This window comes from Actinoallomurus purpureus (assembly GCF_024055795.1).
GTDB lineage: Bacteria > Actinomycetota > Actinomycetes > Streptosporangiales > Streptosporangiaceae > Actinoallomurus > Actinoallomurus purpureus.
In genome coordinates, this window is record NZ_JAMXMY010000043.1 from 1 (window position 1) to 12,146 (window position 12,146).

The following is a 12,146-nucleotide window of genomic DNA, read 5'->3' on the forward strand; positions in this document are numbered from 1 at the left end:
AAACGAGCCATCAACTCCAAGTACCGCGCCGTAGGCCGCGACCTCGACCACCGCACCCACAAGACGACCATCCAGATCGCGGTCACCGGCTTGCCCAACCACCCAGACCCCTAACCGAACGGCATTGCCACTAGGGGACGTCTACGGACGTCACACGACCGTCTCTAGACGTCCACGTGGGGCTTAAAGAAATCCCAGGACGTCCCTACGTGTCGGTAGAGACGTCGCTCGCCTGGCGGAAAGCTCTCTCGCAGGTGATGGACCGCGTCCCTCACGTCCGAAGAGCTACAAGCTGCGAGGCGGACGATGAACCGACCCCCACGATCGAACTGCATGCTGATGGCCGCGCTGCCGTCTGCCGTTGGCCGCGCCCGCGCGTACGCGCGATGGGTCCTCGGCACATGGCAGTTGGAATCGATCGCAGACACCGTCGAACTGCTGGTCAGTGAGCTCGTGACGAAGGCAGCGACGGCCGGAGAAGCCGTCCGGGAGTCGGCGCATGCAGATCACCTCCGTCCCTTGATGAGTTCGGTGATCTGGGTGGGCTCGATGGGCTGGTCGTTGGTGTTCTTGCGGACGTAGACACCCAGCACGGCACGGGCGAAGCTGGCCAGCGGGGTCGGCGGCTGGTCATCCAGAGCGGTCCACGGCGCCTCCCTGCGTGCGCCGACGAGGACCAGGACGACGAAGACGACACCCAGGACGGCCAGGGCGACGGTGAGAATCGGGACGGCGATCATTTGGTCACCACCACGTGTCGACCGCGGGCGGTACGGCGGACGCGGCGAGGCCGCTGGGTGCGGCGGCGCCAGGCGGCGCGGGCCTGGCACTTACGGCACAGGCGGTGGGTGTGCTCGGCGCGGGCGCCGCACGGGCAGTGCCAGCACCAGGCTTCGAGGGTGATCCGGCGAACGGGCATCGGCTCTCCTCTCAGAGCCAGCACCTCGCCCCTCACGCTCCGAATTCATGAACATGACCAGCCTTGTATAAGAGCACGGCCAGCACGCATGAGCGATTTTCGGAGGGTGGGAAATTGAGGCTTCGGCTCGGAGTTAATCGGGGCTCGACATGATCGGCGTGCTGATCGCCCGCTGGCTGTGGCGCTACCGCTCCGAACTCGCACCCCTCCACTTGGCGTACCTCACAGCCCTCGCCGCATGGCTCCTCCACACGGCGCATCCGGCGTGGTGGCCCGAACTGCTCGCCGCCGCAGTCGCGGCCGCAGCGGCACCCTTGCGCTTCGGCAACCGCATCGGTCTGGCCCGGCGCTCCGAACGGCTGTACGCGGCAGTCGTCGTCATCGCGGTGGGCGCATGGCTCACCGCGGCGACCGCCGAAGGGGTCACGCGCCGACCGCTCCCACAAGCTCTGCTCGTCGGCGGAATTCTGCTGTCAGTGCCGTGGTGGGCACACCGGCGTCGGCGCGCACGGGTCCGTGTCGAGCGCACTCTTGAGTCCTGGCCGCAAATCGCCGAGTCGGTGGGGCTGGCCGGCTCACGGGTGATGTCGGCCGTGGTCGACGCCTGGGGCTGGACCGCTCGGATGGCTCTGCGCCGCGGGCACACCGTCGCCGACGCGATCGGCAAGCTACCCGCGATCGAATCCGCACTCGGCACCCGTCCAGGCGCCGTCCGCATCGAAGCCGACACCGCACTAGCCGATCACTTCCTCATACGCGTCCTGCACACCGACCCCACGCACGCCCGATCCCCTGGAAAGCACCCGACATCCGCTCCATCACAGAGCCGATCCCGCTGGGAGTGTTCGAGGACGCCTCCCCAGCAGCCGTGGTGCTGCTGCGCCGGCACGCGCTGATCGGCGGCGTCGTCGGCTCAGGCAAATCCGGTGTCCTCAACGTCATTCTCGCGACACTGACCGCGTGCGAGGACGTTGTGATCTGGGGAATCGACCTTAAAGGCGGGATGGAACTTCGTCCCTGGGTCCGCGCGCTGGATCGCCTGGCCACCACGCCCGAGCAGGCGACACGGCTCTTCCGTGATGCGGTGGCCGAACTGGACCAGCGCGCCACCGAATCCGCCCACCACGGCGCACGCGTCTGGGAACCGACGCGCAGACGTCCTGCCCTGGTGATCGTCGTTGACGAGTACGCCGAACTCCCCGAATCCGCCACCGCCTATGCTGACTCGATCGCTCGCCGCGGGCGCGCCGTCGCTGTCACCCTCCTGGCCGCGACCCAGCGCCCCACGCAGAAGGCCATGGGACACGGCGCGACACGCTCACAGATGGACGTCCGAATCTGCCTGCGAGTGCGGGAACGCCGCGACGTCGATCTCATCCTCGGGCAGGGAGCCTTCAACGCAGGCTGGCACGCCCACACCCTGGACGCGCCCGGCAAATTCCTCATCTCCGCCCCCGAACACCCGACCGCCAAACGCGCCCGCGCGTACCTCATCACCGACCAGGACGTCACCACCACTGCGGACGACTACGCCACCGATCGGCCGGTGCTGAACCCACCGCACCCGGCACCTGTGCAGCCGGACAACTCGCAGCCGTCCGACGTCGCCCCGGAAGGACCAGCACTGGACACGGCTGACGGGCGCCTCCGGCGAGCACTGCTGTCCGCCCCTGACAGCGGTATCTCCGTCCCCAAGCTGGTCAAGATCACCGGCCTGAGCCGCCCCACCCTCTACCGGCGCCTCGCCGAACAGGTGAAGGCCGGCCGAGTGACCCAAGTCAGCCGAGGCCGCTACCGCACCGCGGACCCCGAATCCGGCCACGCGACGTGATCGTCTCAACGTCTCACTTCCCCGCGCGCCTGCACGTATAGGGCCTGACATGAGACATGAGACAACGCCGCCAGCGACCACTCAACGTAACGACACCCCGATGGGGGCGAGCGCGCGGAGAGGAGGTGAGGCAACTGCAGGCGTACACCGTCGAGCAAGTGGCCGAGATGCTGCACGTCGGCCGTGACAAGATCTACTTTCTCCTCCGTACCGGCCAGCTGCGGAGCATCAAGATCGGAAAACTGCGCCGGATCACCGACCAGCACCTTGCCGAGTTCATCGAGCGCACGGAAACCAAGGGATTGACCCGTACGTAGAACGTCGTGCTACGTTGCTCTACACGCCTCGGGGCGCGCCCCGGAGGGAAGGCCCCGAGGCCACGCCTCTTGATTACCGCATCGACGCGAGGCGCGCTCTTCGGTCACGCACAACCATGATCGACAGGAGAGGACGCTCTACATGACAGGCGACAAGACCACGCTTCCACCCGTACGGGTCGATGCGGCGTTCAAAGAACGCCTCGCGCGATACGCCGCATCGCAGGAGCGCGACGTGTCGTGGGTCATCAGGAAGGCGGTCAAGGAATACCTCGACCGACACGAGGAGGGGTCCCTTGTCAAAGATCCTGATCGGTAAGTACGAAGCGACCATCTATCCTGAAGGAAGCGGGTTCACCGGCGCCCTCTCGCTGGGATTCAGTCCCGACGGGAAGCGCCGCCGCATCAAGAGGAAGGGCAAGACCAAGACCGAGTTCAAGACGAAGCTGATCGAGGTCGTCGACGACCTCGAATCCGGCATCGACGGTTCCGCGAGCTACACCGTCCGCGACGCCGTCGAGGACTGGCTCACCAAGGGACTGAAGGACCGAGATCCAGGCACGATCACCACGAACCGCATCCTCGCCGACAAGCACGTGATCCCACTGATCGGCGAGGCGAAGCTCAGGGACCTGCGCGCCGACGACGTCGACGAGTGGCTCGACGGCCTTACCGGCAAGCTGTCGACGCGCAGCCTCCAGGGCGTTCACTCGATTCTCAAGCGGGCCATCCGGCAGGCTCAGGCCCGCAACAAGGTGCTGAGGAACGTCGCCGAGTTGGTCACGACACCCAAGGGCAAGGCCGGACGTCCGAGCAAAGCCCTGACGCTCGCTCAGGCCACGGCCGTACTGGAGAAGTCGAAGACCTCTCCCCTCCACGCCTACGTCGTGCTCAGCCTCATGACCGGCGTCCGGACCGAAGAGGCTCGGGCGCTCCGCTGGGATCACGTCGTGGCGTGGGTCGACGACCGAACCGGCTGGCGTCCGGTGACCGACGTCGGCTTCGATCACAAGCGGTTCGCCATCTACGTGTGGCGGTCCGTACGGGCACACGGCGACACGAAGACGGAGAAGTCACGCCGAACACTGGAACTGCCCGAAGAGGTCGCCCAAGCACTGCGCCTCCACCACAAGCGCCAAGCGGAACAGCGGCTCAAAGCAGGAAAGGACTGGCAGGATCACGGGCTGGTCTTCTGCACCCGCACAGGGGCGCCGCTCGACGCCGGCAACGTCCGGCGTGCGTTCCGCGGGATCACCAGGAAGGCAAAGATCGGGGAGAAGTGGACTCCCCGCGAACTCCGTCACTCGTTCGTCTCGATCATGAGTGACAACGGCGTGCCCATCGAGACGATCGCTGATCTCGTCGGGCATGCGGGCACCGCGGTGACCGAGAAGGTGTACCGGCACCAACTCAAGCCGGTCATCACCAAAGGTGCCGAAACGATGAACACCATCTTCAGTCAGCACAAGTCCGCGTGAGTTTGGCTCCCCGTTTGGCTCCCCGGCCAGGGTTGAAGATTGAAAAAGGGCTCCGGAGTGACCTCCGAAACCCTCTCTGACCTGCTCTCACACTGGGTGGGCGATACTGGGTTCGAACCAGTGACCTCTTCGGTGTGAACGAAGCGCTCTCCCACTGAGCTAATCGCCCCAGGCGGATCAACCGCTGCCGCACAGACTAGCGCATCCCCACCCCCCTTCGCGCATCGACGATCAGACGTGCCAGGGGAGGTTCAGGCCGAATGCCTGGAGGTAGGCCACGATCGCGGCGGCGACGACCAGGCCGGCGCAGATGGCCAGGAGCTGGTTCCGGCGTCGGGCTCTGGGGTCGAGGGCCTTTTCCTTCGCTTTGCTCGCGGTTTGCTTCGCGGAGGTGAGGGCACGTTGCGCCCAGGCGAACTCGGTCGCCAGGATGGCAAAGCCTACGAAGATCGCTGCCCATCCCGGACCCGGCAGTACGAGCATGGCGACACCCGCCGCGAGGACCGTGGCGCCCACGGTGAACACGGCCAGACGCCACACGTTGTTGAGCAGGGGACGGCCACGGATGACCTCGCGCCAGCCCTTCAGCCTCTCCTTCATGCGATCGACCCTAGATCACGCCGCTTCCCCCCAGGTCAGAGCGGGTACCACAGCGGTGAGGTAGGTCACAGGACGTACGGGGGGCGGAATGTTCTTAGGACTTTTGGCAGTTACGGGTCACAGAGCCAGGGGGACACCCGTTGGAGGGAGCGAAGTCCTCACCGAGAAACCCGCGATGCGGGACTGACGCCTGAAGGATGACCGATGAACAGCAGCAGCACCACTGCCTCCGCCGAGGTCGGCCTTCGGCTCATCGTCCCGGATAAAACGATCATCCCGCTGCTCGCGACGTTGGACTACTCCGCTGATGACCCGTATGCCATCCGTGTGGCGTTTCACGTTGGAAACGACGCACCAGTGGAGTGGATCTTTGCCCGTGAGCTGCTGACCGTTGGAATCGTGCGCAAGGTCGGCAGGGGTGACGTGCGGGTGTGGCCGGCGGAGAAGAGCGGCGAACGGATTTTGAACCTGACGCTGTCGTCGCCGTTCGGCCGGGCACACTTCGAGGTCCCGCTGACCCCTCTCACCGACTTCCTCGACCGGACCTATGAGATCGTTCCGGCCGGCCGGGAAGCTGACTTCATCGACATCGAAGCGGAACTCGACGACCTCCTCTGGCACATCTGAAGCCCCCGCACCGGACCGTACGGCCCCGCGCCAGGCGCCTCCCAGCGCTGGCCCACACCCATGGCGCGGGGCCGTACGCCTGTCACGGGTCGAGGTCGGCGGCGCCGCGCTCGGCGAAGACCTCCATTGCCTTGCGGGTGACCGGGCCGGGGGCCGTGGGGAAGACCGTGCCGTCGACGGCGTGGATCGGCTGGATGTCACGGGTGGTGGAGGTCAGGAAGGCCTCGTCGGAGGCGGTGAACTCCTCCAGCGGCAGGTCTCGCTCCTCCCCGCCGAACCATTCGAGCACCAGCGCCCGGGTCACCCCGGCGAGGCAGCCGGAGGACAGCGGCGGGGTGGTGAGCCGTCCGTCGCGGACGACGAAGACATTGGAGCCGGTGCCCTCGCAGAGGTTCCCGGCCAGGTTGCCGAAGATCGCCTCTGCCCCACCGTGCTCATGCGCGTAGGCGAGGGCCTTGGCGTTGTCGCCGTACGAGGTCGTCTTAAGGCCGGAGAGGGCGCCGCGCTCGTTGCGGGGCCACGGCACGACGGAGACGTCTCCGGTGGGCGGGAACGGCTTCTGCTCGGCGACGGCCACGATGGCCGTGGCGCCCTCCGAGCCGCGGTCCGAGCCGAGGGGACCGACGCCGCTGGTGTAGGTGATCCGGATCCGGGCGAGCTCCCAGGACGGCGCGGCGGCGAGGAGGGCGAGCGTGCCCCGGCGGATGGCGTCGAGGTCGGGCTCTGGCAGCCCTAGGCCGGCCGCGGAGACGGCGAGCCGCCGCAGGTGGCGGGTGAGCGCGAAGGCCTGGCCGCGTACGACCTTGACCGTCTCGAACACGCCGTCGCCGACGAGGATGCCGTGATCGAAGACCGACACCCGCGCGTTCTCCGGGGCGTACAGTTCTCCGTTGATCCAGACTGGGACGTTCCCGGTCTGTGAGCTGAGCTCGACCACCGTGAAGCCACCTCTCCATGCCGGGCCGTCGTGGCCCGGTTCTCCCCTGCGCGCCGGGGTGAGCGCCCCGGCCGATGGCCCCACACTACGACCCGCGCGGGCGCGGTTCGAGTCAATACCCGGTGGGTCGCCGCCGGTGCGCGGCTGTCCCCGCGAACCCATGCCGTGGGGAACGCCGGTGACCGTCCCGACGTCCAACGACGTCGGTATCGATCCGGGCCACTCAGTGAGCAGACAGGGAACAGGCATTACCATCGACACGACGTATCCCCGCAGTCTCAGCCGCCCCGACGAAGAAGAGACCGAATGATCGACCAGGTGCCCGGCTACCGCATCCTGGAGCGGGTGGGTGAAGGCGGGTTCAGCGTCGTCTACCGCGCCGAGCAGCAGCGCCTGGACCGCGTCGTCGCCCTGAAGGTGCTGTCCGTCGAGGCCGTCGACGACGACACGATGCGCCGCTTCGAGCGGGAGTGCCAGATCACCGGGCGGCTCACCGGCCACCCGAACGTCGTCACCGTCCTGGACACCGGCATGAGCAGTGGCGGACGGCCGTTCATCGCGATGGACTACTTCGAGCGGGGATCGCTGCGGGACCGGCTGTCGCGCGAGGGCCCCCTCCCCCTCCAGGACGTCCTGCGGGCCGGCGTGAAGATCGCCGGTGCCCTGGCGGCCACGCATGAGGCGGGCGTGCTGCACCGTGACGTCAAGCCGCAGAACATCCTCGTCTCCAAGTACGGCGAGCCGGCGCTCGCCGACTTCGGCATCGCGCGGCTGACCGAATCGTCGGAGGCGACGCACACCACCGCGTTCACGCCCCACCACGCGGCGCCCGAGGTCGTCAACGGCGAGCAGCCGGGGCCGACGGCGGACGTCTACTCGCTGGCCTCGACGATGTACCAGCTCCTCGCGGGCGGGCCGGCCTTCAAGGCGGGGTCGGGCAGCGGGATCGGGGCGCTGATGATGCGCATCCTCAACGATCCGCCGCCGCTGATCCCGCGCTCCGACGTCCCACACCAGGCGTACGACGTCATCGCCAAGGCGATGGCGAAGACACCGGCCCGGCGTTTCCCCAGCGCGGTGGCGTTCGCCACGCGCCTCCAGCAGTTGCAGGCCGAGCTCGGGCTTCCGGTGACGGAGCTGGCCGGCAGCGACTCGATCACGGCGGCGCCCGCCTCGACCGCGTACATCCCCGAGCAGGACCACTCAGGGCTCACCGGCCCCGGCTTCGAGCAGCTGCTGGCGCAGCAGCACGCTCCGCCGCACCTGCCGGTGGCGCATCCGGACGCCCCCGCACCGGCTCCCGGGCCGGGGAGGCCAGCGCCGCCGACGGTCTCCCCGAGGCCCGCGCCGCCCCGCGCGCCGAGCGCCGGCCCGGCCCGCGGCCCGGTGTCCTGGACGCCGGCGCCCGCGCCGGTGCACGCGTCCCCCACCCGCGAGGGCACCGCCCAGACGCTGCCGAAGACCGCCGCGCAGCCCGACCCGTTCGGCACGTCGGCGAACGACCGGAAGGGCCGGCACGGCGCCGTCGTCGCCGGGGTGCTGGCCGCCGTGGTGGCGGGAGCGGGCGTCGGCATCGGCGGGTTCCTGGTGCTCAGCCGTGCCGGGGACGACGCCAAGAAGGAAAAGCCGTCGCCGGTGGTGAGTTCGACCGCGCCGCAGACGACCGGTTCGTCCTCTTCGGCCGCGGTTCCGCTCGAGGTGAAGCGCGCGGCGACCCCCCGTGACCTGCGTACGGTCGACAAGGGCCAGATCGTAGGGTTGCGATGGAGACTCGCCAAGGGCAACGACTACCCGATCTGGGTACAGCAGTCCGACGGGTCCGGGACCCAGACCGCCCCGCAGGCGCTGCCACCGCACTCGACGACCGTGACCATGTCCGGCCTGGACGCCCGGAAGGGGTACTGCTTCACGGTCGGCGCGCTGGTCGCCCTCGGGCAGAGCGACGGGCAGGCCGCGACGATCGCGTGGTCCAAGCCGAAGTGCATCCGGGGCGCCACGGCGCAGTGACGTCCCACACGGACGTCGCTCGCTCAAGACCCCTACGTGCCGCACTCATTCAGCGCAGGCTCCAGGCCGGCGGCCCGGGTGCCGCGCTGACGGCCCTCATTCACCGCAGGCTCAGGGACCGGGGGTGCAGCCGGCGGACGAGGCGCCGCATCGGGCCGACGGTCCGACGGGTGAGACGGCCGATCTCGTCGGTGTGCCGCCAGGCGGTCTCCGCCGCTCCCGGGGTGGGCGGCGTCGCGGCGTAACGGCAGCGGTTGACCAGGTCGGCGAGGGGGCGCAGATGGGGTTCGACCCCGGCGACCCGCTCGACGCCGAAGTCCGCGACCTCGTGGGCGGTCAGCGCGGCCGTGGCGGGCAGGCCGACCGCGCCCAGTGCCTCGCGCGTCTGTTTCCAGGCTCCGGCGACCTGTTCGGCGGGCGTTGCGCCGCCGCGCCTGTGCCTGCGCCGCAGTCCCGGAACGATCAGCACACCGAGGAGGTACAGCACCGGCAGGGCGGGTGCCGTGAGAAGGCCGTACGCCCACAGGGGCGTGCCGTCGGCCACGGGCGCCCGGCGGGCCGGGGCCTTGGGCGGCGGTGTCGCGCCCTGGCCGCCGGATCCACCCGCCTTCTTGCGGGCCGCCGCGTTCTTCTGCGCCGCCTCCAGCTTCTGCTGCGTCTCCCCCGCCGGGACCGAGTCCGACTTGTTCGAGGCGCCGGCCTGTTCGGGCGTGGGGAAGAACGGCACCCAGCCGAGCCCGGCGAAGTCCACCTCGGGCCAGACGAGCACGTCGCCGGAGCGGACCTGCCAGGAGCCGTTGCCGCCGACGCCCGGCCGGAAGCCGACGACGACCCGCGCCGGCAGCCCGATCGAGCGCGCCAGGACGGCGTACGCCGTGGCGAACTGTTCCGAGGTGCCGCGCTTGGACCGGGCGAGGAAGTAGCGCAGCTGTGCGTACGTGTGGCCGGGCAGGCCGGTCACGTCGTACTTCGCGGCGGTCCGGAGGTAGTCCGCGAGCTTCGCGGCGCGGTCGAACGCCGTGTCCTGGTCCTTGGTGATCTGTTCGGCGAGCGTGCGGAACGCGGGGACCTGGGCGGTCTTCGCCGTGGTCCCGGGCGACTCCGGGAGCGTGGTCGCGGCCTGGGCATCGGCGTCGCGGGCGGGTTCGGCGGCCGCGAGCTGGTCGGCGTCGTAGTCGCGGACCATCGAGGTCACCGTGTACGCCTGGCCGGAGCGCAGCGCCTGCGCCGCGGTCAGCACGCCGCTGGCCGGGTCGGCCGTCACCGCCAGGCCCTCGATGGTGCGGGGCCGGTCGGCGGCCGGCACCCACACGCCGGGCAGGTCCTGGATGCTGAAACGCTGGACGACGCGCGTACGGCGGACGTGGACGTCGTCCGGGATGCGGTTGCCGGCCGGGACGAACCGCGCGCCGGAGGTCCAGGTCACGCCGTCGAAGCGGTCCAGGACGGCGAGCCGCCAGTCCTCGGGGGCGTCTGCGTGGACGGTGAACATCTGCTGGTCCGGGGTCTGCAGCCAGGCCGACACCCGGTCGAGGGGGCTGATGCTGTCGCGCTGCTGCGGTGGCGGCGCCTTGACGGTCGCCCGTGGGTCGTACGCCTCGCCCTTCATCGGCAGGTACGGTCCGACCGCCGCGGCCAGCAGCCCCAGCGCGGCCGCGGCCGGGACCCCGGCGAGCAGCCACAGCGGCCGCCCGCCGCTTCGTACGATCGTGAGCGCGCCGACGAGGCCGACGAGGGCGGCGGTGACGGGGAGGTTGGAGCCGGGACCGCCCACACCGAGCAGCAGGGCCACGCAGAAGACGGCGACCGCCGGCATCGCCGGCGCCGCCTTGGTGCCGGAGCGCAGGGTGAGCTCCGCCCCCGCGACGCCCGCGAGCCAGACGAGCACGTGCGGCAGGACGAGGAGTTCGGGCCGGCCGGGGGCGGGCAGCAGCGACGTGAGGGTGCCCTTCCACGAGTCGCGCAGCGCGCCGCCGATCACCGTGAAGTCGCCGTGGAACAGGGTGAGGCCGGCCACGAGCGTCCAGGCCGCCGCGGTGGCCAGGATGGAGATCCACAGCGGCCAGGCCCGGCGTCGTGGCCAGGACAGCAGCGCCGCGAGCAGCACCGGGCTGACGGCGGCCACCGTGATCACGGGCACGAGGTCGCCGAGCGCGAACACCCGGTGGAACGCCAGACCGCCCGTGCCCGCCAGCGCCACGACGATGACGAGCGCGGTGATGAGGCGGACCCGCAGGCCGGAGGCGGGGCCCGGTGCGGGTGTCGCGTCCGTCCGCGCTTCGACGGGGGCCGCCGTCGCCGTCATCGCGCGGCGCCCTTCCACGCCGCGCGCAGCTCCTCGAGGTCGGAGATCTCGATCAGCGCGACGCCGGGCAGCCCCGGCCCCGGGGCATCGGGGCGGACGCGCACGCACACCACGCGGTCGAACCTGCGGCTCAGCGCCCCGGCCGCGGAGATCTCCCCGCGTCCCCCGGTGACGAGCACGAGCGCTCCGCCCCCGCGTACACGGCGTGCCACCTCGAGCGCGGCGTGCGCCACGGCCGTACGGGACAGGCGGGCCAGCCGGTCGAGGATCGCGTCGACGTCGTGAGCGCCGCCACGGGTCTCCACCAGCGGCCCGTCGCCGGTGAGGACGCGGACGGGGAAGTTCATGCGCGCCGCGCCGGCCGCGACCGAGGCGGCCGCGTCCACGGCGAGCTCGAAGTCGTCCGGGTCGGCGTAGGCGTCGGCGCCGGTGTCCACGACGATCGTCGTCTGCGGCATGCTCGCGTCGACGAGCTGGCGGACCATGAGCGTGCCGGTACGCGCACTGGACCGCCAGTGGATGTGCCGCAGGTCGTCGCCCACGACGTACTCGCGCAACGCGTGGAACGTGACAGTGCCCGCCGGCGCGGTGTCCGACGTCGGCCCCTCGAGGTGGTGGTTGCGGCCGGACGGCAGGAGCGGCATGGCCACCGTGCGCGGCCGGACCAGGAGGGTCTGCTGCTCGCCGTACTCCCGGACCCGCCGGGCCAGCCCGAACGGGTCGGCGCGGACCAGCCGCAGCGGTCCGACCGGGATCTCCCCGCGCCGCTCGGTGGGCAGCGTATAGCGGATCGCCTCGGCCACGCCGGGGCGCAGGACGGGCACCCGGACCTCGATGCGCCCGGCGCCGCAGGCGTCGTACGCCCGCATCCCCGCCCGCCGCATCCGGCCTGTGTTGGTGACGTGCAGGACGCCGGAGGCCGGCTCGCCGCGCACCACCCGCAACGGCGTGATCTCCCTGCGGACGCTCAGTCTCGGCTGCGGCAGCGTCCACAGCACCGCCGTCACGACGGCGAGGAACCCGCCGACCGCGAGGGCGACGGGTTCGGGGTAGCCGAGCAGGGCACCGGCGGCGTACAGCACCACCGACGCCGCGGCGACCCCCCACCCGACCGGCGTGAGCACC

The 12,146-nt window shown here is 70.4% G+C and carries 13 protein-coding genes and 1 tRNA gene; 7 read left to right on the plus strand and 7 right to left on the minus strand.

Translation table 11 applies throughout. The features are described 5' to 3' along the window. Window positions 1-506: 506 nt before the first annotated feature. Both NE236_RS42535 and NE236_RS42540 read right to left on the minus strand, forming a co-directional pair. Complete coding sequence (locus NE236_RS42535) at window positions 507-740, minus strand: hypothetical protein (protein WP_252848015.1); 234 nt, start codon at window positions 738-740, stop codon at window positions 507-509. Continuing rightward, the gene (locus NE236_RS42540; protein ID WP_252848016.1) at window positions 737-919 is read right to left on the minus strand and encodes a hypothetical protein; all 183 of its coding nucleotides are present in this window, start codon (window positions 917-919) and stop codon (window positions 737-739) included. The genes NE236_RS42535 and NE236_RS42540 overlap by 4 nt, the downstream gene beginning before the upstream one ends. Window positions 920-1,068: 149 nt before the next feature. Between NE236_RS42540 and NE236_RS42545 the strand changes: the two genes are divergently transcribed. The 5 genes from NE236_RS42545 (at window position 1,069) to NE236_RS42565 (ending at window position 4,545) form a co-directional block, all read left to right on the plus strand. After that, entirely contained in the window at window positions 1,069-1,815 is a 747-nt protein-coding gene (locus NE236_RS42545; protein ID WP_252848017.1) for a hypothetical protein, read from the plus strand. Beyond that, window positions 1,761-2,750: an FtsK/SpoIIIE domain-containing protein gene (locus NE236_RS42550; protein WP_252848018.1), complete on the plus strand. Its 990-nt coding sequence runs from the start codon at window positions 1,761-1,763 to the stop codon at window positions 2,748-2,750. Before NE236_RS42545 ends, NE236_RS42550 begins: the two co-directional genes overlap by 55 nt. Before the next feature lie 125 nt (window positions 2,751-2,875). Continuing rightward, a complete protein-coding gene (locus NE236_RS42555) occupies window positions 2,876-3,067 on the plus strand; it encodes a helix-turn-helix domain-containing protein (RefSeq protein ID WP_252848019.1) in 192 nt (63 codons plus the stop codon). Window positions 3,068-3,209: 142 nt separating this feature from the next. Then, a complete protein-coding gene (locus NE236_RS42560) occupies window positions 3,210-3,386 on the plus strand; it encodes a CopG family ribbon-helix-helix protein (protein ID WP_252848020.1) in 177 nt (58 codons plus the stop codon). Then, on the plus strand, window positions 3,364-4,545 hold the full coding sequence (locus NE236_RS42565; protein WP_252848021.1) for a site-specific integrase: 1,182 nt from the start codon (window positions 3,364-3,366) through the stop codon (window positions 4,543-4,545). Before NE236_RS42560 ends, NE236_RS42565 begins: the two co-directional genes overlap by 23 nt. Before the next feature lie 97 nt (window positions 4,546-4,642). On the opposite strand, the gene NE236_RS42570 is transcribed toward NE236_RS42565, so the two are convergent. Together NE236_RS42570 and NE236_RS42575 are read right to left on the minus strand one after the other, a co-directional pair. Beyond that, window positions 4,643-4,714: transfer RNA gene (locus NE236_RS42570), tRNA-Val, on the minus strand. Between the two features lie 62 nt (window positions 4,715-4,776). Then, window positions 4,777-5,145: a TIGR02611 family protein gene (locus NE236_RS42575; RefSeq protein WP_252848022.1), complete on the minus strand. Its 369-nt coding sequence runs from the start codon at window positions 5,143-5,145 to the stop codon at window positions 4,777-4,779. 204 nt (window positions 5,146-5,349) lie between these two features. Between NE236_RS42575 and NE236_RS42580 the strand changes: the two genes are divergently transcribed. Continuing rightward, window positions 5,350-5,772 (plus strand): SsgA family sporulation/cell division regulator, encoded by a 423-nt coding sequence (locus tag NE236_RS42580; protein WP_252848023.1) that lies wholly within the window; start codon window positions 5,350-5,352, stop codon window positions 5,770-5,772. A gap of 82 nt (window positions 5,773-5,854) precedes the next feature. Here the strand turns inward: NE236_RS42580 and NE236_RS42585 are convergent, their stop codons facing one another. After that, the gene (locus NE236_RS42585; RefSeq protein WP_252848024.1) at window positions 5,855-6,709 is read right to left on the minus strand and encodes an aminotransferase class IV; all 855 of its coding nucleotides are present in this window, start codon (window positions 6,707-6,709) and stop codon (window positions 5,855-5,857) included. A 306-nt stretch (window positions 6,710-7,015) separates the two neighbouring features. On the opposite strand from NE236_RS42585, the gene NE236_RS42590 reads away from it, so the two are divergent. Beyond that, window positions 7,016-8,716 (plus strand): serine/threonine-protein kinase, encoded by a 1,701-nt coding sequence (locus tag NE236_RS42590; protein ID WP_252848025.1) that lies wholly within the window; start codon window positions 7,016-7,018, stop codon window positions 8,714-8,716. A gap of 100 nt (window positions 8,717-8,816) precedes the next feature. On the opposite strand, the gene NE236_RS42595 is transcribed toward NE236_RS42590, so the two are convergent. Then, on the minus strand, window positions 8,817-11,039 hold the full coding sequence (locus NE236_RS42595) for a transglutaminase TgpA family protein (protein WP_252848026.1): 2,223 nt from the start codon (window positions 11,037-11,039) through the stop codon (window positions 8,817-8,819). After that, window positions 11,018-12,145, minus strand: coding sequence for a DUF58 domain-containing protein (locus NE236_RS44870; RefSeq protein ID WP_308209222.1), 1,128 nt, complete (start codon window positions 12,143-12,145; stop codon window positions 11,018-11,020). The genes NE236_RS42595 and NE236_RS44870 overlap by 22 nt, the downstream gene beginning before the upstream one ends. Window position 12,146: the final 1 nt, after the last annotated feature.

Excerpts from the sequence above, each read along its gene's own strand:
- NE236_RS42580 (WP_252848023.1), top strand. The coding sequence starts at position 5,350 with ATGAACAGCAGCAGCACCACTGCCTCCGCCGAGGTCGGCCTTCGGCTC.
- NE236_RS42590 (WP_252848025.1), top strand. The coding sequence starts at position 7,016 with ATGATCGACCAGGTGCCCGGCTACCGCATCCTGGAGCGGGTGGGTGAA.
- NE236_RS42545 (WP_252848017.1), top strand. The coding sequence starts at position 1,069 with ATGATCGGCGTGCTGATCGCCCGCTGGCTGTGGCGCTACCGCTCCGAA.
- NE236_RS42535 (WP_252848015.1), bottom strand. The coding sequence starts at position 740 with ATGATCGCCGTCCCGATTCTCACCGTCGCCCTGGCCGTCCTGGGTGTC.
- NE236_RS42560 (WP_252848020.1), top strand. The coding sequence starts at position 3,210 with ATGACAGGCGACAAGACCACGCTTCCACCCGTACGGGTCGATGCGGCG.
- NE236_RS42575 (WP_252848022.1), bottom strand. The coding sequence starts at position 5,145 with ATGAAGGAGAGGCTGAAGGGCTGGCGCGAGGTCATCCGTGGCCGTCCC.
- NE236_RS42540 (WP_252848016.1), bottom strand. The coding sequence starts at position 919 with ATGCCCGTTCGCCGGATCACCCTCGAAGCCTGGTGCTGGCACTGCCCG.